Here is a 22,447-nt window from a genome sequence, read left to right on the forward strand (position 1 = left end):
CCGACTCCCGACGAGCAACAACCTGGAGCGGGCGCCCATCGCGGCTTGAGCGGCGCCGCTCGCCCCCCGCCGGCTGCCGCTCGCCACGTCCTGGCTGCCGCTCGCGGCATTCCACCCCACGGGCATCCGGGAACGGCCTAGACCTTTCGGCAGGTCCTTATTCAGGAGAGCCGTCATGGATCACGCCCTAACCTTTGTGATCGCGACACTCTGCATTCTTGCGCTCTGCTACCGCTTTTACGGCGTGTTCTTCGTGCGCAAGGTTCTCCGTGCCGACGATTCGGAAGTCACCCCGTCCCATATCCTGGCCGACGGGAAGAACTATGTGCCCACCAAGAAGTGGGTGAATGCGGGTCAGCATTTCGCGGCGATCGCCGCCGCCGGCCCGCTGGTGGGCCCGGTGCTGGCCGCCCAGTTCGGCTATCTGCCGAGCTTCCTGTGGCTGCTGATCGGCTGCGTCATCGGCGGCGCCGTGCATGACACGGTCGTGCTGTTCGCCTCGATGAAGCACAAGGGCCAGTCGCTTTCCGAAGTCGCCAAGGCCGAGCTCGGCCCGGTGGCCGGCTGGTGTACCGGTCTGGCGATGCTGTTCATCATCACCATCACCATGGCCGGCCTGTCGATGGTCGTCGTCCATGCGCTGGAACGCAACGCCTGGGGCACCTTCGCGGTGTTCATGACGATCCCGATCGCCATCGCGCTCGGCCTCTATGAGCGGGTCACCGGCTCGTCCAAGGGCGCCACCCAGGTCGGCATCGCCGCCATCGCCGCCTCGGTCTTCGCCGGCCCCTACATCCAGGGAACGATGGTCGGCGAGTGGCTGACGCTGCATGCCGAAACCGTGGCGATCGCCCTGCCGGTCTATGCCTTCTTCGCCACCGCCCTGCCGGTGTGGATGCTGCTGACCCCGCGCGGCTACCTGTCGAGCTTCATGAAGATCGGCGTGTTCGGTGCGCTGGTCGTCGGCGTCGTCTTCATCAACCCGGAAATCCGCTTCCCGGCCCTGACCGACTTTATCCATGGCGGCGGCCCGGTGCTGAACGGCCCGGTCTGGCCCTTCATCTCGATCACCATCGCCTGCGGCGCCATCTCCGGCTTCCATGCCTTCATCGGTTCGGGCACCACGCCGAAGCTGATCGACAAGTGGAGCGACATCCGTCCGGTGGCCTTCGGCGGCATGCTGGCGGAATGCGTGGTCGGCGTCATGGCGCTGATCGCCGCCACCTCGCTGCACCCGGCCGATTATTTCGCCATCAACTCCGCGCCGGCCGCCTTCCAGGCCCTGGGCATGAGCGTCGTCGACCTGCCGCGGCTGAGCCAGGAGATCGGCCTCGATCTCTACGGCCGCACCGGCGGTGCGGTGACGCTCGCGGTCGGCATGACCGAGATCTTCACCCGCGTTCCGTGGTTCGGCAACCTCGCCTCCTACTTCTTCCAGTTCGTCGTCATGTTCGAGGCGGTGTTCATCCTGACCGCCGTCGACAGCGGCACCCGCGTCGCCCGCTACCTGCTGCAGGACCTGCTCGGCGACGTCTATGCCCCGATGAAGCGGCTCGACTGGGTCCCCGGCTCGATCCTCGCCAGCGTGCTGGCCTGCCTGGCCTGGGGGTATCTGCTGACCTCGGGCGACATCAACTCGGTCTGGGCGCTGTTCGGTGTGTCGAACCAGCTGATGGCCTCGGTCGGCCTGATCATCGGCGCGACCATCATCCTGCGGCTGGCGCAGAAGCGGGTCTACATGCTGACCTGCCTGATCCCGCTGGCCTACCTGTTCGTCACCGTGAACGTCGCCGGCTACTGGATGATCGCCAACGTCTACCTGAACAAGGCGGCCAAGGGCTACAACCCCTTCAACGCCGGCATCTCGATCATCATGCTGGTGCTGGGCTTCGTGATCCTGGTCGCCGCGCTGAAGAAGTGGCGGGAGCTGTTCCAGGCCCGCGCCGCCATGGCTCCGATGATGGCCACCCCGGCCGAGTAAGGGTCCGGTTTCCCCGATCCCCTGGCTGGGGGAGGTGAAATCAGGAAGCGGGCCATGTGGGACGTCCCACATGGCCCGCTTCGTTTTGTCCGGATCCCGGTCTGCCGGGGGAGTGGGGTGGGCGGGGGAGGGCGGTTACACCGCCTGCCACGCCATCAGGCCGGCAGCCACGACGACGACCGCGAGCAGGGAGAGGACGGAGGCCAGCCCGATCGGCAAGGCCAGCCGGTAGATCGATCCTTCCGCCTTCTCCAGCCCGACGAGGCCGGCGGCGAGCACGATGCGGCCGGGGTTCAGCATGGTGCAGATGCTGCCGGCAACCGTCTGGATCGCCGCGGTCAGGATCGGCGGCAGGCCGCTTCCGGCGGCGAGGCTCAGCTGGATGTGCATCATCAGGGCGTTCGACGCGGTGTTGGAGCCAGTCAGCATTCCCGCCGCCCCGCCGAACACCGGCGTCGCCAGCACGGCGAAATGCCCGGCCACCTCCCGCCACGCCTGACCGAACATCGCCGCGCCGCCGGACGCGGCCATGAAGGCGGCGAACTCGACGAAGACCAGCGTCGCCGCCATCGGCACCAGGGCGGCGCGAAGGGCGCCGCTGGCGACCTCGGCAGCATGGGGGCCGGCCTGCGGGGCGGTTTTCCCCTGGGGCAGCCGGGCGAGCAGGATGGCGGCGATCACCACCAGCCATGTCGCCGGATGGCGCAGCACGGCCAGCGGGGCGAGCCCGCCGAACGGGTCGAGCACCAGCCAGCGCCCGGTCCAGTCGGACAGCGGCGGCAGCAGCCGCGTCGCCATCAGGGCGCCGACCAGCATGACATAGGGCCACAGCCGGGCGAACAGGCCGCGGAGGTCGGCATTGCCGCGCAGCAGCCGCGGCCCTTCCACCAGCACCAGCAGGATGCCCGTCGCCAGCCCGCCGCCCAGTTCCGGCGCGACGAACCGGTTGGTCGCCCAGATCAGCGCGGCCAGCACCAGGACCAGCGCAAGGTCGGCCGCCCGGTCCCGCAGGGTGGAGCGCAGCCCCGCCGCGTGGATCAGGCCCCAGAACACCGGCAGCAGGCAGGGCAGCACGACCGCCATCAGCAGGGCGCTCGCCGTTCCAAGCTCGGCGAAGGACACGCCGACCAGCTCGGCCCCGACCCGGGTGCCGACGCCCATCGCCCCCCAGGGGGCCAGCACCTGGCTGAACAGGCCGAGCGCGGCAGCATGGACCGGCGGCAGCCGCATGGGCCGCAGCATGGCAAGGGCGACCACCAGCCCGACGCCGAAGCCGGTCACCGATTCGGCGAAGGGGCCGACCAGGAAGCAGGCGACCAAGACGGCGCGGCGCCGGTTCTCCTGCGGGACGGCGGCGGCATCCAGGCCACGCGCCTCGAAGGCGCGGTGGAACAGCAGGCCGGCGGCGATGATCGACATCGCATGCCACGCCAGCCACGCCCCTTCGCCCGCCTTGACTGCCGCCACCCCGAGCGCCGTGTCGAACGACGGCTGGACCGCGATCAGCGTGGCGAGCGCCAACGCCATGCCGACCAGTCCGGCATTCAGCAGGCTGACGCGGCGGGAGGCGAGCAGGAGGATCGTGCCGAAGAGCGGCATCATGTGGAAGGCGAGGGCCATGATCGGAAAGGACTGCCACGTAAGGAAGGAGGACGGCGCAGGGCGCGGCCGGAGTATCCGGATACTAGTATATCTTGAGCAGTGCAATCATGGCGTGCCTGCATTCCGGCCAAGCATTCCTGTCGCGCGTTTGGGCCGAATGCCTCTGCCGCGCAGATCGGGGGATGTGCATCAGGGCCGCGGCGGCAGGCTGGAGAAGTGGGGCGGGTTCAGGCCCGCAACCTCGGTCAGCAGCTGGGTGAAGCGCTCGGCGGCCGGCGACAGCGAGCGGTTCGCCTTGCGGATGAAGCCGATCCGGCGCACCAGCCCCGGCGTGCGGATCGGCTCGACGGCGATGCCGTCGCAGTTGGCGGAATCGACCGCGGATTCGGGCAGCACCGATATCCCCAGCCCGGCACGCACCATGCCGACTGCCGTCGACATGTAGTTGGCTTCGCAGGCAAGCCCGATCTCCAGCCCCTCCTTTTCCAACACCCGCTCCAGCAGGGAACGGACGCTGGTGCCGCGGGCGGTGAGGATCAGCGGGAAGGCCGCAACCTCCTTCAGCAGCAGCGGCCGCCGTCCGGCCAGGGGATGGTCGACGGGGAAGAAGGCGCACATGCGGTCGGACAGGAAATCGATCACCTCGACGTCGCGGTCCGGCCCGACCCGGCTGCCGATGCCGAAATCCACCTCCTCCGCCTTGACCAGCTGGATGATCCGCTCGGCGACGACGTCGCTGACCTTCACGTCGATGTTGGGATGATCGGCGGCGAAGCGGCGGATGGCGAGCGGCAGCAGGCCGGCGGCGACCGACGGCAGGGTCGCCACCGATACCGAGCCGCGCCGCAGCCCGGCCAGATCGTGGCCGGCATCCATCACCGCCTCCAGCTCGCTCAGCACGCGCTGGAGCGCCGGGAGCAGGTCGCGGCCGGCCTGGGTCAGCACGACCTGTCGCTTGTTGCGGTCGAACAGGCGGACGCCGAGCGACTCTTCGAGCTGGCGGATCTGCACGGTCAGTGCCGGCTGCGACACATTCACCTCGGCGGCGGCGCGGGTGAAGCTGCCCAGGCGGGCCACCGCGACGAAAGCCTTGATGTGCCTGACCCCTTGCAGCATGGCCGAAATCCCATAAAAAAAACGGAATACCGTAATCCAACAAATTCATTTCTCTAATCTGATTGGCGGTTCGTACCATGTCAATCACGGACGCTGCCATCGGACAGAGACGGAACCGCTTGAGGAAACCGGACACGGTCCGGCAACGGGAGCGGCTTGCCGATCAGGGGCGAAAATGCGTCCGCCCAAGAAGAAAACAATAAGAACATCAAGGTTAGCGGAGGTCCCATGCTTGCCATACTCGGTCTGGCCACCATCGTCGTGCTGCTGGTGGTCATCATGTCCAACCGGATGTCGCCCCTGGTGGCGCTGATCGCCATACCGATCATCGCGGCTCTGATCGGCGGCTTCGGCTTCGGCACGAGCAAGTTCATCATCGACGGCATCCGCGCCATCGCGCCGACCGCCGGCATGTTCGTCTTCGCCATCATCTTCTTCGGCGTCGTCACCGATGCCGGGATGATGGACCCGATCATCGACCGCATCCTGCGGCTGGTCGGCACCAAGCCGGCCCGCATCACCGTCGGCACGACGCTGCTGGCGCTGCTGATCCATCTCGACGGGTCGGGCGCGGTCTGCTTCCTCGTCACCATTCCGGCGATGCTGCCGCTCTATGAGCGGCTCGGCATGGACAAGCGCATCCTGGCGCTGTGCGTGTCGATGGCGGCGGGCGTCAATTTCCTGCCCTGGACCGGGCCGATGATCCGCTCGGCCGCGGCGCTGAAGGTGCCGGTGACGGACATCTTCAATCCGCTGATCGCGGTGCAGGGTGTCGGGCTGGTCTTCATCTTCGCGGTCGCCTATCTGCTCGGCAAGCGCGAGGAACGCCGCCTCGGCCTGTCGGTCGCGGCACTCACCCCCGGCGAGGCGCGCTCGGTTGGCGCCATGGGTGCAGGCAGTGCCGCCGCGGCGGGACCGGCGCCGCGGGTGCTGACGCCCGAACAGCAAAAGATCCGCCGGCCGAAGCTGTTCTGGGTCAATCTGGCGCTCACCCTCTTCATCATGGGCGTGATGATCGAGGGGGCGGTCGACCCGGTGGTGATGTTCATGATCGGCACCGTGCTGGCGCTGATGATCAACTACCCCGACGTCAAGATGCAGAAGGACCGCGTCGACGCGCATGCCAAGGCGGCGCTGATGATGGCGAGCATCCTGTTGGCCGCCGGCGTCTTCACCGGCATCATGGGCGGCACCAAGATGCTGAGCGCCATGGCGCAATCCGCCGTGGCCTTCGTCCCGCCCGACATGGCGCAGCACATCCCCTTCGCGCTGGGCATCCTGTCGATGCCGCTGAGCCTGCTGTTCGACCCGGACTCCTATTATTTCGGCATGATGCCGGTGATCGCGGAGGTCTACAAGACGCTGGGCGGCGATCCGATCCAGATCGCGCAGGCCTCCGTGCTGGGCCAGATGACCGTCGGATTCCCGGTCAGCCCGCTGACCCCCGCCACCTTCCTGGTCGTCGGGCTGTGCGGCATCGGCCTCGGCGAACACCAGAAATTCTCCATTCCCTTCCTCTTCGCGGCGTCGGTGGTGATGACCGTCACCGCTGCGGTCCTGGGCGTCATTCCGTTCTGACCTCCGGGCATCCGCAAGACAGGAGCACATCATGAAAAGCATCCGTATCGGGTCGGGCGCCGGCTATTCGGGCGACCGCATCGAACCGGCGGTCGAGCTGGCCGAACAGGGCGATATCCAGTATCTCGTGTTCGAATGCCTGGCCGAGCGCACCATCGCCATCGCCCAGGGCGCCAAGCGCAAGGATCCGGCCAAAGGCTACGACCCGCTGCTGGAAGCGCGCATGCGGGCGGTGCTGGAGCCCTGCCACAGCCGGGGCATCCGCATCGTCACCAACATGGGGGCGGCCAATCCGGCGGCCGGGGCGGCGAAGATCCGCGAGATCGCGCGCTCGCTCGGGCTGGAGGGGCTGAAGATCGCCGCGGTGTCGGGCGACGATGTGCTGGAGACACTGGTCTCCGGCGGCCACCGCATCGAGGAGACCGGCGCCCCGGTGGCAGAGCTGGCCGACCGGCTGGTCTCCGCCAACGCCTATCTGGGAGCGGCGCCGCTGGTCGAGGCGCTGCGGGCCGGCGCCGACGTGGTGATCACCGGCCGCGTCGCCGATCCCGCCCTGTTCCTCGCCCCGCAGATCTTCGAGTTCGGCTGGTCGATGGAGGACTGGGACCGGCTGGGCAAGGGCACCGCGGTCGGCCATCTGCTGGAATGCGCCGGACAGGTCACCGGCGGCTATTTCGCCGATCCCGGCGTCAAGGACGTCGCCGGGCTGGCCCGGCTGGGCTTTCCGATCGCCGAGGTGGCGGAGGACGGCAGCGCGGTGATCACCAAGGTCGCCGGCTCCGGCGGGGCGGTGACCACCGCGACCTGCAAGGAACAGCTGCTCTACGAGATCCACGACCCGTCAGCCTACGTTACCCCCGACGTGGTCGCCGACTTCTCGCACGTCACCTTCGCCCAGGAGGGGCCGGACCGTGTGCGGGTCGCCGGCGCCAGCGGGAGGAAGCGGCCGGACACGCTGAAGGTCTCGGTCGGCTATCTCGACAGCTACATCGGCGAGGGGCAGATCTCCTATGCCGGGCCGGGGGCGGTCGCCCGCGGGCGGCTGGCGCTGGAGATCGTGCGCGAGCGGCTGGAGTTGACCGGCGTGCGCGCGACCGAGCTGCGCTTCGACCTGATCGGCATCGATTCCATCCATGGTGACGCGCTTTCGACCGCCGGGGAACAGGAGCCCTACGAGGTCCGCGTCCGCGTGGTGGGGCGCGCCGACAGCATGGCCGAGGCGGTGCGCATCGGCAACGAGGTGGAGACGCTCTACACCAACGGCCCGGCCAGCGGCGGCGGCGCCACCAAGTCGGCGAAGGAGGTGGTGGCCATGCTGTCGGCCCTGCTGCCCCGTGCCCTGGCGAAACCTGCCGTCGACCATGTGGAGGCCTGACATGAAACTCCGTGACATCGCCCATTCCCGCACCGGCGACAAGGGCGACATCTCCAACATCTCGGTCATCGTCTTCGACGAGGCCGACTATCCGCTGATCGAGGCCGCGGTCACGCCGGAGCGCGTGAAGGCGCTGTTCGCCGAGGTCGTGCATGGCGAGGTGGTGCGCTACACCGTCCCCAGCATCGGCGCGCTGAACTTCGTGATGCAAAAGGCGCTGGGCGGCGGCGTCACCCGGTCGCTGGCGCTCGACGCCCACGGCAAGTGTTTGGCCTCGGCCCTGCTCGATCTCGACATCCCGGGCCGGGCGGCCTGACCGGCGTCCGAGCGATTGGCTTTCGGTGTCGCGGTGGCCCGCCGATCGGGGGACATGCTTCCTCCGATCGGCGGGCCTTTCCGTTCGCGCCGTCAGCCGGCGCGCACCTGGGTCAGGAAGCGGTGGACCTCGCCGCGCAGACCCTCGGTGCGGACCGAGAGCTCGCGGATGCATTCCAGCACTTCGTAGGCGACTTTGCCGCTCTGTCCGGCGGCGGTGTTCACGCCGCCGATGCTGGTCGACACCTCGTGGCTGCCCTGGGCGGCCTGCTGGATGTTGCGGCTGATCTCGCGGGTCGCGGCCCCCTGCTGCTCGACCGCCGAGGCGATGGAGGTGGCGACGTCGTTGACCCGGCCGATGACGCGGGCGACGCCCTGGATTTCCTGGACGGCCTGCGCGGTCTCGCTCTGGATGTTGGAGACCTGGGCGGCGATGTCCTCGGTCGCCTTGGCGGTCTGGTTGGCCAGCGCCTTGACCTCGCTCGCCACCACGGCGAAGCCCTTGCCGGCCTCCCCGGCGCGGGCGGCCTCGATGGTGGCGTTCAGCGCCAGCAGGTTGGTCTGGCTGGCGATGGAGTTGATCAGCTCGACCACCGCGCCGATGCGCTCCACCGCGCCGGCCAGCCCCTCCACCTTGCTGTTGGCGCGTTCGGCGCTCTCCACCGCCTCGCGGGCGATCTGCGAGGACTGGCCGACCTGACGGCTGATCTCGCCGATGGAGCTGGACAGCTCCTCGGTGGCGGATGCCACGGTCTGGACGTTGGCGGAGGTCTGTTCGGTCGCCGAGGCGGCGGCGCCGGCCAGCTTGCCGGTCTGGTCGGCGGCGCGGGTCATGCCTTGGGCGCGCAGCTCGATCCCCTCCGCCTCCTTGGCGACGTCGTGGATCAGGTTGCCGACCGACTGCTCGAACTGGTCGGCGAGCCGGGCGGTGGCCTGACGCTTCTCAGCCTCGGTTCGGTGCGCCAGTTCGGTCTGCCGGGACTCCAGCTCCGCCTTGGCAACGGCGTTCTCCTTGAAGACCTGCAGCGCCTGGGCCATGCCGCCGATCTCGTTGCGCCGGGCGGCTTCCGGGAAGGTGACGGCGAGGTCGCCGGCGGCGAGCGAGGTCATCTTGTCGCGCAGGCGGTGCAGCGAGCCGACGATGTCGCGGTTGATCAGGAAGGCGATCAGCATCAGGCCGCAGATCAGCGCCGCGGTGATGCCGCCGATCCTGATCAGGAATTCGCGATAGGCGGCATCGATGTCGTCGGTGTAGACGCCGGAACCGACGATCAGGCCGAGCGGCTGGTAACGCTGCACATAGTTGGTCTTCAGCAGCGGAATGTCGGAGCCGAGCTTGGGCCAGACATAGCGGACGATGGCGTCCTCCTGCGTCCGCATCGTGTCGACGATCTCGCGGACGAAGTATTTCCCGGCCTTGTCCTGGAGCTGGGTGCGGTCGGTGCCGACCGCCTTGTGGTTGGACGGGTTGGCGACGGCGACGCCCTTCATGTCGTAGGCGAACAGATAGTCGGCGCCCTTGTGGTATGACATCGCATGCACGGCGTTGCGGAAGCGCGTCAGCGCCTCGTCCCGGCCGATGGCCTTGGACTCGACCTCGGCGTTCAATCCCTTCGCCAGGCCGACGGCCATTTCCACCACGGAGCGGATGGTGTCGATGCGGTCGTCCACCATGCGCTGGTGGGAGACTGTGCTGCTGACGGCGATGACGATCAGCGACGCCAACACGGAAACGGAAACGAGGGCGATCAGCTTCACGCGGATCGTCAGATTTTCAAGCAGCCTCATGCCACGGTCTTTCCTGAGCTGACGGTTTTTTCGGTCGTGCGGCGACGGCTTCCCGGCTCTCGGCGGGCCCTTGTCGGATGGAGTCTGAACAGGAAGTCATCGCGGGAAAATTGCCGCGCCGAAGGGCTGGAGCCGGACGGGATGCCCGGGCGGCCGGACGGCGCACATACTGGGAGTCGCCGCCACGTTAGCCGCGATGCTTTAAAACTTTCTTTGCGTCAGGATATTTCGCGCCTGGAAAACACCCTGTCGTCGGCTTCGGCGGAGCAGGCGGCCTCAGGGCAGTTGGGTCGCTGATTGCCACAGTTTCAGGAAATGCCGGTGCTTCAGCGGGTCGAGGAAGACCAGCAGCGCCGCGCTGAGCGCGATGGGATGGAGCGGTGCAACGGTGCTGGAACGCAGGCCGGAGGCCGAAGCCTCGCGGGTCACGGTGGAGGAGAGGGCGTAGAGGGCGGAGCGGCCGGCGACCACCTCCTGGCCGCGGGTGGACAGCAGGTAATCGATGAAGCGGCCGGCCAGGCCGGGGCGGGGGGCCGATTTCGGAATTACCGCGACGCGCGAGATGACGAGCGTGTAGTCCTCCGGCATCACGATGCCGATGGGCGCTCCCGCCGCCACCCGTGCCCGTGCGTAGGAGCCGAGGACATTGTAGGCGATCAGCGCCTCGCCCCGCTCCACCATGTCGAGGAGGTCGGCGGTGCAGCAGGCCGTCCGCACCTGGGCGTTGCCCATCAGCCCCACCAGCTGCCAGTACTGGCTGAACAGCAGCGCGTCGTGGGAGGCCAGCAGGTAGCCGATGCCGCTGCCGGCCACGTCGTAGGTGGCGACCAGCCGGCCGTAATGGGCGCGGTCCTCGCGCAGCAGCCGGATCAGCGCGTCGCGGGTGCGCGGCACCCGGTCGTCGGGGAGGCGGTTGCGGTCGTAGGCGATCACCGCCGGCTCGAAGGTGAAGCCGAAGGCCTCGTTCCGCCAGTTGGCCCAGCCCGGCAGGAAATGGGTGTCGGCGGGGACATGGGGCTGGGTGTGCCCGTCATTCACCAGCTTGACCTGGAGGTCGGCGGCGGAGCTGATCAGCAGGTCCGGCTTGTCGGTGTCGGCATCCCTGACCGCGCGGGCGTACAGCTCGGAGGTGCCGACGTCGACATACTCGACTGTGACGTCCGGGTTGACGCGCTGGAAGTCGAGGACCAGCGGTTCCATCGCCTGACGGTCGGTCGCCGCATGGATGCGCAGCCGCTCGCGCGCCGTGCCGGGGGCGGGATAGGTGAGGGTGGTCTGGGCCGCCGTCTTCGCCGCCGCTTGCGCCATGGCCTGGGTGGGCGGACAGAGGGTGGCGATGAAGGCCAAGGTCGCCGCCAGCAAGGCCGCCCGGCCGGCGGACGTGCCGGGCGCAGCGCCGGTGGAAACGGGGGCCGGAGCGGGGAGATCGATCCGCGCGACCAGCCCGCCGCCGGGACGGTCGAGCAGCGACAGGGCGGCGCCATGCGCCTCCGCCACCGAATGGACGATGGCCAGCCCCAGCCCGCTGCCGGCGATGCCGGCCGCCGAGCTGCCGCGCCCGAAGCGGGTCAGCACGGTGGCCTTCTCCGCGTCGGGGATGCCGGGGCCGCGGTCGGCCACTTCGATGCGCAGCCCGCGGTCGCCGGGGCGGCGGGCCAGCGACACCTCGATGGCGGCTTCGGCACCGGCATATTTCACCGCATTGTCGACGAGGTTGGTCAGCGCCTCGCGCAGGCTGATGGCGTCGCCGGGGACAAGGCCCGGTTCGGCCTCGGGCTCGATCTCCAGCCGGATCGCGGTTTCCCCGGCGACCGGACGCGCCCGCTGGATCACCTGCTCCAGCAGGGCGCCGACATCGACGTCCGCCGGCTTCAACGCTTCGCTGCGGTGCATCACCATGGCGTGGTTGAGAAGCTGGCTGGTGAGGTGGCTCGCCTCCACGGCGTTGCGGTGGACGCGCTGGGCGATCCGGCGCAGGGCGGCGGGGTCGTCCTCGTCCGCCGCCAGCTCGGCCTGGAGGCGCAGGCTGGCGAGTGGCGTGCGGATCTGGTGCGCGGCGTCGGCCAGGAAGGTCTGCATGGTGTCCAGGTTGGATTTCAGCCGTTCCATCAGCTGGTTGATGGCGTGGACGAGCTGCGACACCTCCTGCGGCGGTGGCATGGCGATGGGGGAGAGGTCGCGGGCGTGCCGGTCGCGCAGCGCGCGTTCCAGCGTGCCGAGCGGGGCCAGCGCCTGCCGGATGCCGAACCACACCAGCCCGGCCACGGCGAGCAGGGCGAAGACGATGGGCAGGAAGGCGTTGGCGAGGATGTCGCGGGCCAGGGCCTGCCGCTCCTCCCGCGTCTGGGCGACGGCGATGGTCACCCAGCCGGCGAGGCCCGGATGCGCGACGAAGCGGTCGAGGGTGGCGATTCGCACTCGGGCGTCGCGGTAGGTGGCGTCGGCGAAGCGCGGGCGCACGCTGGCGCCGGGCCTGGCGGTCACCGGCAGGTCGTCGTAACCGGTGATGGGCGAACCGTCGGGCGCGGCGATGCGGTAGAAAAGGCGGTCGCGTCCGCCCTGCGGCCCGTCCTCCACCCCATCCTGTGCCCCGCCCTGGGCCAGGATGCTGAGCGAGGAATAGGGCAGGTCGACCAGGAAACGGCCATCCTGCACCCGCACCGCGTCGGCGATGGACAGGGCCGACGCTGCCAGCAGCCGGTCGAAGGCGGCGTCGGCGGCCCGCCTGGCATAGGCGTCGACGAACAGGAACAGCCCGCCGGTCAGCACCGCCAGGACGCCGAGCAGCCGGACGAACAGGCGGCGGCGCAGCGAATAGGTGCCGTCAGTCGCCGATGCGGATTTCCGCCACATATCCCAGCCCCCGAACCGTGCGGATCTCCATGGACGATCCCTGCATCTTGCGCCGCAGCCGCGACACGTACAACTCGATGGCGTTCAGCGCGGTGGGCTGGTCCAGGCTGAACAGGCGGTCCATCAGATCCTCCTTCGACATCACGCTGCCGAGCCCGCCGAGGAAGAGTTCCAGCAGGCGGAATTCGCGCCCGCCCAGCTCGACCGGCCGGCCGTCCACCTGCACCGTCTTGGCCGCGGCGTCGAACAGTATGTTGCCGAACTGCGTGCGCGACGACGCCATGCCCTGGGAGCGGCGCAGCAGCGCCCGGCAGCGTGCCTCCAGCTCGCGCAGGTCGAAGGGCTTGACGATGAAGTCGTCGGCGCCGAGGTCGAGCAGGTCGATCTTCACGTCGACCTGCGAGCGGGCGGTCATCATCAGCACCGGGGTGGCGTTGCGGCGCCGGCGCAGTTGGCCAAGCAGCGCCTGCCCGTCGATGCCCGGCAGCATGATGTCGAGCAGGACGAGCTGGTAGGGTTCCCGGCGCAGCAGCTCCTCCGCCTCGTGGCCGTCGGCCACCCAGTCCACCGCGTAGCCCAGCTTGCGCAGGCGGTGGACGATGGCGTCGGCCAGATCCTCGGTGTCCTCGACGACGAGAATGCGCATGGGCTGCCCCTCCGGTCTGGACCTGTCCGACGCCTCAATGGGCCATTAGGATCGGCAGGGTAGGCGGTTCCCGCAGGATGTCGAGCGTCACCCCGCCCCAGACCCGTTCGCGGACCCGGCTGTGGCCGTAGCCGCCCATCACCAGCAGGTCGCAGCCGAGGGTCTCGGCGGTCTCCAGCAATGCCCGGCCGATCCCCTGGCCGGAAACGGCGATGCCCTGGACGGTCGCGGCGATGCCGTGCAGGGCGAGATAGCCGGTCAGGCGGTCCGGGTCGGCCGAGCGACAGTCCTGCGGCGTGTCGGTGGACAGCACCACCACCTTTTCGGCCCGGTGCAGGAAGGGGATCGCCGCGGCGACCGCGCGGGCCGCCGCCGCGCCGCCGTCCCAGGCGACCGCGACCGAGCCGCCCAGCGTCGAGGGCTCCGCCCGCGGCGCCAGCAACAGCGGCCGGCCGGAGCCGAACAGCGCCGCCTCGATCACCGGGCCCATGGCGTTGGTGCCGTCGGACGCCTGGGCGATCACGGTGACGTCGGCCAGACGGGCCTCCTCCGCCACCGTCTCCGCCAGCGGGCCGGTCGCCTGCTGCCAGCTGGCGGCGACGCTGCCGCCGTGCTGGCTGCCGAACTCGTCGAACAGGCGGTGGGCGGCGTCGACGACCTCGGCCTGCTCGGCCTGCCCGATGCGCATCAACTGGTCCACCAGCGCCTTGGGGATGGCGGCGCTTTCGATGGAGGTGCGGATTTCGACCTGGGGCATGACACTCAGCCCCTCCAGCCGGGCGCCGAAGCGTTCGGCGACCAGGAAGGCGGCGGCGACGGCGCGGCGGTCCAGCGGACGGCCGGTGAGGGGGACGAGAACCTTCTTCATGGCATGTTCTCCCTGCGGGGGGCCGGTTACAGAATCCAGGCGGTGTGGCGAAGCACCTCCCGGCTGCCGCGCCAGATCATGTCGATGGCGACGTAGGTGATGATCAGCAGGCCGACCCAGCCGATCCAGCGGTGCTTGTGCAGCAGATGCGCGATCATGTTGGCCGCCGCACCCATCAGCACCACCGACAGGATCAGGCCGATGACCAGGATGGTCGGATGGTCCTTGGCCGCTCCTGCCACCGCCAGCACATTGTCGAGCGACATCGACACGTCGGCCACGACGATCTGCCAGATGGCGGCCCCGACCGTGGCGCCGCCGGCCGCCGCTGCCGCCGCGGTGCCCATGGCGGCACCGGAAACGCCGCCGCCCGGGCCGCCACCCGGGGAGATGTCCGGGGCGTCCATCGCCTCGTCGGGGGCGACCTCGTCGGTGCCGTGGGAGCGCAGCTCGCGGAACATCTTCCAGCACACCCACAGCAGCAGCACGCCGCCGGCCAGCGTCAGCCCGATGATGGCGAGCAGCTGGGCGGTGATCAGGGCGAAGAAGATGCGCAGCCCGATGGCGGCGGCGATGCCCCAGAAGATGACCTTGCGGCGCTGGGCCAGCGGCACCGCGGCGGCGGCCATGCCGACGACGATGGCGTTGTCGCCGGCCAGCACCAGATCGATCGCGACGACCTGCCCCAGCGCGACGAGCTGGGGCCAGAGATCGAGGGAGTCCATGAACCGGGATCCTTATAGATTGCGGGCCAGAATACGGGCCGGAATGCAGGCTGTGGAGCGCGGGGCCGGTCAGGTCGCCGCGGCGCGGCTGCGGCGGCGCATCAGCAGCGGGCCGACCACCAGCAGGACGGCGATGGCGAGCAGCGCCGCCGAGATCGGATGGGTGACGAACACCGTGGGGTCGCCCTGGCTGATGGCGAGCGCCCGGCGGAACTGCTGTTCGGCCAGCGGCCCCAGGATCAGCCCGACGACGCAGGGCGCCACCGGCACGTTCAGCACCCGCATGCCGAAGCCGACCAACCCGATCACCCACAGGATGACCAGATCGACCACGTTGTTGTTCAGCGTGTAGGCGCCGAGCGTCGAGAACACCAGGATGCCGGCATAGAGCCACGGCCGCGGGATCAGCAGCAGCTTCACCCACATGCCCACCAGCGGCAGGTTCAGCAGCAGCAGCAGGACGTTGCCGATATAGAGGCTGGCGATCATGCCCCAGACCAGTTCCGGGTTGCTGTCGAACAGCGTCGGACCGGGTTGCAGGCCGTATTGCTGGAAGGCGGCCAGCATGATCGCCGCGGTGGCCGAGGTCGGCAGGCCGAGCGACAGCAACGGCGCCAACACCCCGGCGGCGGACGCGTTGTTGGCGGCCTCCGGCCCGGCGACCGCCTCGATGGCGCCGTGGCCGAACTCCTCCGGCTTCTTGGCGAGGCGCTTTTCGACCAGATAGGAGAGGAAGGTCGGGATCTCGCTGCCGCCGGCCGGCAGGGCGCCGATGGGGAAGCCCAGCAGGGTGCCGCGCAGCCACGGCTTCCACGAGCGCGACCAGTCCTCCCGGCTCATCCATTTGGAGCCCTTCAGCGCGAAGATCTCCTCGGTCTCGAAGCGGTAGCGCGAGGCGACGTAGAGCGTCTCGCCGACCGCGAACAGGCCGACCGCGACGACCACGGTGTCGATGCCGTCCAGCAGTTCCGGCACGCCGAAGGCGAGGCGGGCCTGCCCGGTCTGCATGTCGATGCCGACCAGCCCCAGCGCCAGCCCGAAGAACAGGCTGCCCAGGCCGCGCGCCAGCGAATTGCCCAGCACCGCGGTGACGGTGGTCAGCGCCAGCACCATCAGCGCGAAATATTCGGCCGGTCCGAACAGCAGCGCCATCTTCACCATCAGCGGCGCGACGAAGGTCAGCGCCGCGGTGGCGATGGTGCCGGCGACGAAGGAGCCGATGGCGGCGGTGGCCAGCGCCTGGGCGCCGCGGCCCTGGCGGGCCATGGCGTGGCCGTCGATGGCGGTGACGATGCTGCCGGATTCGCCCGGCGCGTTCAGCAGGATCGAAGTGGTCGAGCCGCCATACATGGCGCCGTAATAGATGCCGGCGAACATGATGAAGGCGGAGGTCGGCTCCAGATGGTAGGTGACCGGCAGCAGCAGCGCGACGGTGAGCGCCGGGCCGATGCCGGGCAGGACGCCGACCGCCGTGCCCACGGTGACGCCGATGGCCGACCACAGGAGATTGTACGGCGTCAGCGCCACGAGGAAGCCGTGGCCGAGCGCGGCGAGGGTGTCCATGGTTTTGTTTCCTTCCCGGGGCGACGCTTATTCGGCCGGCGCGAACCACTCGCCGACGCTGCCGATGGGCAGGTTGAGGTCGAGGCCGTAATTGAAGACGACGAAGGTGCCGCCGGCGAGCAGCAGCCCGAGCGCGGCGTTCGGCAGGTAGCGCCGGCTGCCGAAGGCCCGCGCCACCGCAACGAACAGCAGGGCGGCGGACGGTATCCAGCCGAGGAATTCGATCAGCAGGAACTGGGCGGCCAGCCCGGCGGCGACGAGCGCCACCGCCCGCAGGTCCAACTCCAGCCCGGTTTCATGGGCGATGTGGCCGGCGAAGGCCTCGCGCAGCAGCGACAGGCCGATCAGCACCAGCCCGCCCGAGATCAGGTAGGGGAAGAGGGCGGGGCCGACGACGCTGCGGCCGGCGGACGGGGTCAGCATGGTTTCGATCGCGATCAGCGCGCCGAGGGCGGACAGGCCGCCGCCGAGCAAGGCTTCGCCGATCCGCAGGCTGCGGGCAGTGGTCATCCGTTCCTCCCGGTTTCTCGTATGGCCGGCGGGCGCCGGGCCCAATTCCCCGCGCCCGCTTCGGCGGCCTTGTCTGTCAGGCCTTTGTTTGGTCGGGCCCCCTACTTGGTCAGACCGATGTCCTTCAACGTGCCTTCGATGCGGGCGCGCTCCTCCTTCAGGAAGGCGGCGAACTGGTCGGCCGGCTGGTACTGGTCGATCCAGCCACGCTGCTTCAGGATGTCCTGCCATTCCGGGCTGGCGACCGCCTTGGCCACCGCCTCCTGAAGCTCCTTCATCTCGGCCGGCTTGGCGCCGGTCTGGGCGAAGACGCCGCGCCAGTTGACGAACTCCAGGTCGACGCCCTGTTCCTTCAGCGTCGGGGTGTCGCTGCCGGCCAGACGCTGCGGTGCCGAGACGGCGATGGCGCGCAGCTTGCCGGCCTGGAACTGCGGCGCGAACTCGTTGTAACCGCCCATGCCGAGCGTCACATGCCCGCCGAGGGCGGAAGCCAGCAGTTCGCCGCCGCCGGCGGTGGCGACATAGTTGACCTTGGCCGGATCGACGCCGACCGTCTTGGCGATCAGCCCGGCGAGGATCTGGTCGCTGCCGCCGGCCGACCCGCCGCCCCAGGACACCGAGCCGGGATCGGCCTTGAACTTCTGCAGCAGGTCGGCGAAGGACTTGATGGGCGAGTCCGCCGGAACGACGATGGCGGTGTATTCGCCGGTCAGCCGGGCCAGCGGCGCCACCTGGTCCAGCGTCACCGCCGACTTGTTCATGACGATGGCGCCCAGCATGATCTGGCCGCCGACCAGGATGGCCGGCGAGCGCTTCTTGGCGGTGACGAACTGCGCCAGCCCGATGGTGCCGCCGGCGCCGGGAATGTTGGCGACCTGGATGCCGGAGGCCAACTTCTGGTTCTGCAGCACCTGCTGGAGGGTGCGGGCATGCTGGTCCCAGCCGCCGCCGGGGCTGGCCGGGGCGATGATCTCCAGCCCCTTCAACTCGGCCAGCGACGGGGTGGCGGTGAGGGCGGCGGCGGCCAGCGCCGCGGCGGTGAAGAGGCCCTTGAAGAGACCCTTGGAGAGGCGGGAATGACGGGAGCCCATGCGAATCCTCCTGGTGGTGTTTTTCGTGGAAACACGCGTGACTTGATGCCGTTACTTGACGAGGCCGAGCTCGGTCAGGACGCCGCCGATCCGGGTGCGCTCCTCCTTCAGGAAGGCGGTGAAGCGGTCGGACGGCAGATAGAGGTCGATCCAGCCGCGCTCCTTGGCGATCTGCTTCCACTCGTCGGTGCGGACCATGGCGCCGACGGCCTCGTCCATCGCCTTCAGTTCCTCCGCCTTCAGGGTTCCCGGCGCCATCACGGCCCGCCAGTTCACCAGCTCGACGTCGACGCCCTGCTCCTTGAAGGTCGGGATGTCGATGCCGGGGACGCGCTGCGGCGCCGAGATGGCGAGCGCCCGCAGCTTGCCGGCCTGGAGCTGCGAGGCCATCTCGTTGTAGCCGCCGGTGGCGACGGTGATGTGCCCGCCCAGGATCGACGCCATCATCTCGCCGCCGGCCCCGGCGGCGATGTAGTTCATCTTGCCGACGTCGCCGCCGACCGCCTTGACGATCAGGCCGTAGAGGATGTGGTCGGGGCTGCCGACGGCGAAGCCGCCCCAGGACACCGAGCCGGGATCGGCCTTGAACTTGGCGATCAGGTCGTCGAGCGTCTTCAGCGGCGAATCCGCGGCGACGACGATGGGCTGGTATTCCCCGGTCAGGCGGCCCAGCGGCGTCACCTGGTCGAGCGTCACCGGCGACTTGTTGATCAGGATCGCGCCGATCATGCCGAGGCCGCTGATCATCATGCCGGGGTTGCGCTTCTTGGCGGTGACGAACTGGCTGAGCCCGATGGTGCCGCCGGCGCCGGGGATGTTGACCACCTGGACGCCGGCCGCGAGCTTGTGGTTCTGCAGCACCTGCTGCATCGCGCGGGCATGCTGGTCGTAGCCGCCGCCGGCATTGGCCGGCGCGATGATCTCAACGGATTTGAGCTCGGTCTGGGCCGAAGCCTGGGTGGTGAAGGCCGCGGCGGCGAACAGCATGGCCGCGGCGAGCGCGCCCCTGGCCGGAATGGCGATTATCATGAGGATCCCTCCCGTCTGGATTTATCGTTGGCCGGATTTGTCGCTGACCGGCTTTATCGCCGGGCAGGCGGGCGGCAGATCCGAGAGCAGGATCGAGCCGCCGGCTCCCGCCCCGTGCGCGGCGCCATGGAAGGCGGGGCGGAGGGTGGGTTGGAAGGCGGGTTCCGGCTCTTCCGCCGCCGGCTTTGCAGCGGGGGTGTCCGCCATGACGTTTCTCCCGGGACTATGGTTCGTTCTGACGATTGTTTACCAAACGAAGCTGTCATGAACCTGTCAGCCGTTGGGTGAGTACGCGAAATATCCGCGGCGCCGGCAACCAGCCGTCAGGGGAGGGCGCGGGCGTTACCTTGCGGGCGGCGGCTGGCAGATGATCAGCAGCAGGTCGTTCGGCTGGATGACGTAGCGGTCGCGTTCGGTGAAGGCGATGTCGCGGCCGTGGCTGTGGACCTGCACGACGATGCCGGCGGGCACCTCCGCCATGGTCCGGCCGATCTCGCCGGGTTCCGCCCGGCGTTCGCTCAGCACCATCCGCCCGCCGGCCGACATCAGGTCGCACAGGAAGGGGGTCGCGTGGCGTGTCTCCACCGCGTCGGCCATCAGATAGCCGCCGATCTTGGGTGGCGACACCACGAGATTGGCACCGCTGAGATTGGCGAGCTTGATGTTCTCCTCCTGCTTGATGCTGGCGACGATCTTGGCGGCGGTGGACAGGTGGCGCACGGTCAGGACCACCAGGATCGTGGTGTCGTCGCGCCCGGTGCTGACGATCACCGCCTTCGCCTGTCCGACGCAGGCCTTGACCAGCGTCTCCTCGCTGGTGGCGTCGCCCAGCAGGCCGATGAGGCCGGCTTCGGCGGCCAGGTGCATGCGGTCCTCGGACTCGTCGATGACGACGATTCGGTCGCCGGGATGGCCCTTGGCGAGGGTTTCCTGCGCGGCGATGAAACCGCTGTGGCCGAAGCCGCACAGCACGATGTGCCCGTTCAGCTGCTTCTGAATCCGGCTCAATCGGAAATCCTCCACGATCCGTTGCACGACGAGTTCGTAGGCGGTGCCAAGGAAGATGAACCAGATGAAGATGCGGATCGGCGTGACCGCGAAGGCGTCGATCAGCCGGGCGGTGTGGCTGACCGGAACGATGTCGCCATAGCCGACGGTGGTCACCGTGATCATGGCGAAATAGAGGATGTCGGGGAAAGTGACGGTGCCGTCGATCTGGTCCTTCAGCCCGTCGCGGTCGAACCAGAACACCGCGACGACCAGCATGAGCAGGACGGCGACGATCGCGACGCGGACGAACAGGGTCTTTTCCGCCGACAGGCCGGAGCGGACATGGAGCAGCCGCCCCTTGCGCAAGGAGGGCTTCGTCCGACGCCTGTCCCGGATATGCGGCTCCGCCGGTTTGCGCATCGACCATCCGTCCCTTCGGGCTCCCCCGCGAGCACCGACCATCTGAACGCGGAGCGGCATGAGTCGGATTTGCGACGCGGTGGAAAAAAGGACGGCCTTACGTCAGGGAACCCGCTTCTTCTCCAGTTTGCGCGCCAGGGTGCGCCGGTGCATCCCCAGCCGGCGCGCGGTCTCGGAGATGTTGAAGTTGGTCTCCACCAGCGTTTCGTGGATGCGTTCCCACTCCAGGTTCTTCAGCGAGGTGGTGCGGGCGGACGGGGCGATGGAGGGGTCGCCTTCGGTGCGGTCGAAGGCCGCCTCGATGTCGTCGGTGTTCGAGGGCTTGGCCAGATAGTGGCATGCGCCCAGCTTGATCGCCTCGACCGCGGTGGCGATGCTGGCGAAGCCGGTCAGCACGACGATGCGCATCTCCTCGTCGGCGTCGTGCAATTCCTTCACGCATTCCAGGCCGGAGCCGGTGGCTAGCTTCAGGTCGACCACGGCATAATCGGGGTCGACTGTCAGCAGAAGCTCGCGCATCTCTTCCAGCCCGGCGCAGCCGTGGACCGCGTAGCCGCGGCGTTCGAAGGACCGCCGCAGCGCCCGGGCGAAGGACGCGTCGTCCTCGACGATCAGCAGGGTGCGGACGCCTCCCTCCGACTCAGTCGTCTCCAGCTCAGTCGTCTCCATCGGAGCCTCCGGGGGACAGGGCGGACAGCGGCAGGGTCAGCGTCACGGTGGCGCCGCCGCCGGCGCGGTTCCTGGCCGAGACGGTGCCGCCCAGTTTGCGCAGCACATTGACCACCAGGAACAGGCCGAGCCCGCTGCCCGGCCGCCTCTTGGTCGAGCGGTAGGGCTTGCCCAGCTCCTCCAGGATGGCGGGATCGAAGCCGGGGCCGACGTCGTTGACCGCCACCACCAGATTATCGCCCTGGCGCAGCGCCGCGACGCCGACCCAGCCGGGCGACGCCTCCAGCGCGTTGTCCAGCACGTTGAACAGCACCTGCTTCAGCGCGAGGTCGGCGATCATCCGCTCCTGGGGGCCGACGGTGTTGTCGTAGTCGAAGCGGGCCGGCGAGCGGGCGGATTTCCAGTCGTCCACCAGCCCGTCGAGGAAGCCCTTCACCGTGGTGCGCACCGTGCCCTCGCCACGCGCCTCGCCGGACGACATCAGGATGCCCGACACGATGGCCTTGCAGCGGTCGATCTGGCTCTGCATCTCCGCCACCTCCTCCGACAAATCGGGGTCGGACATCAGCGCGGGCATGCGGCGCCAGTCGTTGAGGATCACCGACAGGGTGGCGAGCGGCGTGCCCAGCTCGTGCGCGGCGCCCGATGCCAGCAGGCCCATGCGGACGATGTGCGCCTCCTCCATCGAGCGCTGGCGCAGCTCGGCCAGATAGGCGTCGCGGGCGCGCAGATTGCGGTTGATCTGGGTGAGGAAGGGGACCAGCAGGCTCGCCGCCAGGACGAAGCAGATGAACATGCCCTGGATGTGCAGGTTGAACAGCTCGCCTTCGTGGGCGGGGGGCAGCGGAAGCGGGCGGTAGGTGCCGGTCAGCCAGGTGAAGCCGGCGGTCGCCACCAGCACCAGCGCCCAGGCCGACCATGCCTCCAGCAGCACGGCCCCCAGCGCCACCTGAAGCAGGTAGAGCGAGATGAAGGGGTTGGACGCGCCGCCGCTGAGATAGAGCTGCAGGGTCAGCGCCCAGACGTCGATCAGCAGCTCCAGGAACAGCTGGGTGTTGGAGACGGTGGAACTGCGGCGGATCTGGATCAGGCTGGCGAGGTTCAGGGCGACCAGCACCAGGATCACCGCGGCCATCGGCATCAGCGGCAGCCGGATGCCCATCTGCAGGTGGACGATCAGGATCGTCACGATCTGTCCGACGACGGCGAGCCAACGCAGTTGCACGAGCAGGAACAGGTTTTTGCGGTCGGTGGTGTCGAGCACGAAAGACGTCCTGTTCCTCGCCCGGGTCATCAGTCCACCGACTTATATAGACTGTTACCGGCGG

General features: G+C 69.0%; 19 protein-coding genes. 4 read left to right on the forward strand and 15 right to left on the reverse strand.

Translation table 11 applies throughout. The annotated features are described in order from the left end of the window. The first annotated feature begins 175 nt into the window (after positions 1 to 175). Positions 176 to 1,981 carry a carbon starvation CstA family protein gene (locus AL072_RS30485; RefSeq protein WP_045585198.1) on the forward strand — a complete coding sequence of 602 codons (1,806 nt, stop codon included), beginning with the start codon at positions 176 to 178 and terminating at the stop codon, positions 1,979 to 1,981. 135 nt (positions 1,982 to 2,116) lie between these two features. On the opposite strand, the gene AL072_RS30490 is transcribed toward AL072_RS30485, so the two are convergent. Both AL072_RS30490 and AL072_RS30495 read right to left on the reverse strand, forming a co-directional pair. Continuing rightward, positions 2,117 to 3,601 carry an L-lactate permease gene (locus AL072_RS30490; RefSeq protein ID WP_045585199.1) on the reverse strand — a complete coding sequence of 495 codons (1,485 nt, stop codon included), beginning with the start codon at positions 3,599 to 3,601 and terminating at the stop codon, positions 2,117 to 2,119. A 171-nt stretch (positions 3,602 to 3,772) separates the two neighbouring features. Then, positions 3,773 to 4,699, reverse strand: coding sequence for a LysR family transcriptional regulator (locus AL072_RS30495; protein ID WP_045585200.1), 927 nt, complete (start codon positions 4,697 to 4,699; stop codon positions 3,773 to 3,775). Between the two features lie 228 nt (positions 4,700 to 4,927). Here AL072_RS30495 and AL072_RS30500 point away from each other — a divergent pair, with 228 nt between their 5' ends. Genes AL072_RS30500 through AL072_RS30510 form a run of 3 tightly spaced genes read left to right on the forward strand, consistent with a single transcriptional unit; the run spans position 4,928 to position 7,968 of the window. Beyond that, complete coding sequence (locus tag AL072_RS30500; protein ID WP_045585201.1) at positions 4,928 to 6,277, forward strand: CitMHS family transporter; 1,350 nt, start codon at positions 4,928 to 4,930, stop codon at positions 6,275 to 6,277. 31 nt (positions 6,278 to 6,308) lie between these two features. Then, positions 6,309 to 7,652, forward strand: coding sequence for an acyclic terpene utilization AtuA family protein (locus tag AL072_RS30505; RefSeq protein ID WP_045585202.1), 1,344 nt, complete (start codon positions 6,309 to 6,311; stop codon positions 7,650 to 7,652). A gap of 1 nt (position 7,653) precedes the next feature. Further along, positions 7,654 to 7,968 carry an AtuA-related protein gene (locus tag AL072_RS30510; protein ID WP_045585203.1) on the forward strand — a complete coding sequence of 105 codons (315 nt, stop codon included), beginning with the start codon at positions 7,654 to 7,656 and terminating at the stop codon, positions 7,966 to 7,968. Between the two features lie 92 nt (positions 7,969 to 8,060). On the opposite strand, the gene AL072_RS30515 is transcribed toward AL072_RS30510, so the two are convergent. The 13 genes from AL072_RS30515 to AL072_RS30575 all read right to left on the reverse strand — a co-directional run bounded on the left by AL072_RS30515 (position 8,061) and on the right by AL072_RS30575 (position 22,383). Continuing rightward, complete coding sequence (locus tag AL072_RS30515; protein WP_045585204.1) at positions 8,061 to 9,755, reverse strand: methyl-accepting chemotaxis protein; 1,695 nt, start codon at positions 9,753 to 9,755, stop codon at positions 8,061 to 8,063. A gap of 276 nt (positions 9,756 to 10,031) precedes the next feature. Further along, complete coding sequence (locus tag AL072_RS30520; RefSeq protein ID WP_045585205.1) at positions 10,032 to 12,608, reverse strand: sensor histidine kinase; 2,577 nt, start codon at positions 12,606 to 12,608, stop codon at positions 10,032 to 10,034. Further along, positions 12,580 to 13,254 carry a response regulator transcription factor gene (locus tag AL072_RS30525; RefSeq protein ID WP_045585206.1) on the reverse strand — a complete coding sequence of 225 codons (675 nt, stop codon included), beginning with the start codon at positions 13,252 to 13,254 and terminating at the stop codon, positions 12,580 to 12,582. The genes AL072_RS30520 and AL072_RS30525 overlap by 29 nt, the downstream gene beginning before the upstream one ends. Positions 13,255 to 13,288: 34 nt before the next feature. After that, complete coding sequence (locus tag AL072_RS30530) at positions 13,289 to 14,122, reverse strand: universal stress protein (protein WP_045585207.1); 834 nt, start codon at positions 14,120 to 14,122, stop codon at positions 13,289 to 13,291. Positions 14,123 to 14,148: 26 nt separating this feature from the next. Next, positions 14,149 to 14,847, reverse strand: a complete 699-nt coding sequence (locus AL072_RS30535) for a TerC family protein (RefSeq protein ID WP_045585208.1) — start codon at positions 14,845 to 14,847, stop codon at positions 14,149 to 14,151. A gap of 69 nt (positions 14,848 to 14,916) precedes the next feature. After that, complete coding sequence (locus AL072_RS30540) at positions 14,917 to 16,410, reverse strand: tripartite tricarboxylate transporter permease (protein ID WP_045585209.1); 1,494 nt, start codon at positions 16,408 to 16,410, stop codon at positions 14,917 to 14,919. Between the two features lie 27 nt (positions 16,411 to 16,437). Then, positions 16,438 to 16,920 carry a tripartite tricarboxylate transporter TctB family protein gene (locus AL072_RS30545; RefSeq protein WP_045585210.1) on the reverse strand — a complete coding sequence of 161 codons (483 nt, stop codon included), beginning with the start codon at positions 16,918 to 16,920 and terminating at the stop codon, positions 16,438 to 16,440. 101 nt (positions 16,921 to 17,021) lie between these two features. After that, positions 17,022 to 18,011, reverse strand: a complete 990-nt coding sequence (locus tag AL072_RS30550) for a Bug family tripartite tricarboxylate transporter substrate binding protein (RefSeq protein ID WP_045585211.1) — start codon at positions 18,009 to 18,011, stop codon at positions 17,022 to 17,024. A gap of 51 nt (positions 18,012 to 18,062) precedes the next feature. After that, a complete protein-coding gene (locus AL072_RS30555; protein WP_052710369.1) occupies positions 18,063 to 19,040 on the reverse strand; it encodes a tripartite tricarboxylate transporter substrate binding protein in 978 nt (325 codons plus the stop codon). 21 nt (positions 19,041 to 19,061) lie between these two features. Continuing rightward, positions 19,062 to 19,247 carry a hypothetical protein gene (locus AL072_RS30560; protein WP_045584737.1) on the reverse strand — a complete coding sequence of 62 codons (186 nt, stop codon included), beginning with the start codon at positions 19,245 to 19,247 and terminating at the stop codon, positions 19,062 to 19,064. 135 nt (positions 19,248 to 19,382) lie between these two features. Continuing rightward, positions 19,383 to 20,396 carry a potassium channel family protein gene (locus tag AL072_RS30565; protein WP_245637061.1) on the reverse strand — a complete coding sequence of 338 codons (1,014 nt, stop codon included), beginning with the start codon at positions 20,394 to 20,396 and terminating at the stop codon, positions 19,383 to 19,385. 156 nt (positions 20,397 to 20,552) lie between these two features. After that, positions 20,553 to 21,119, reverse strand: a complete 567-nt coding sequence (locus AL072_RS30570) for a response regulator transcription factor (RefSeq protein WP_045584739.1) — start codon at positions 21,117 to 21,119, stop codon at positions 20,553 to 20,555. Then, positions 21,106 to 22,383, reverse strand: a complete 1,278-nt coding sequence (locus AL072_RS30575) for an ATP-binding protein (protein ID WP_245637062.1) — start codon at positions 22,381 to 22,383, stop codon at positions 21,106 to 21,108. The genes AL072_RS30570 and AL072_RS30575 overlap by 14 nt, the downstream gene beginning before the upstream one ends. Positions 22,384 to 22,447: the final 64 nt, after the last annotated feature.

It is taken from the genome of Azospirillum thiophilum, from assembly GCF_001305595.1.
GTDB classification, from domain to species: Bacteria; Pseudomonadota; Alphaproteobacteria; order Azospirillales; family Azospirillaceae; genus Azospirillum; species Azospirillum thiophilum.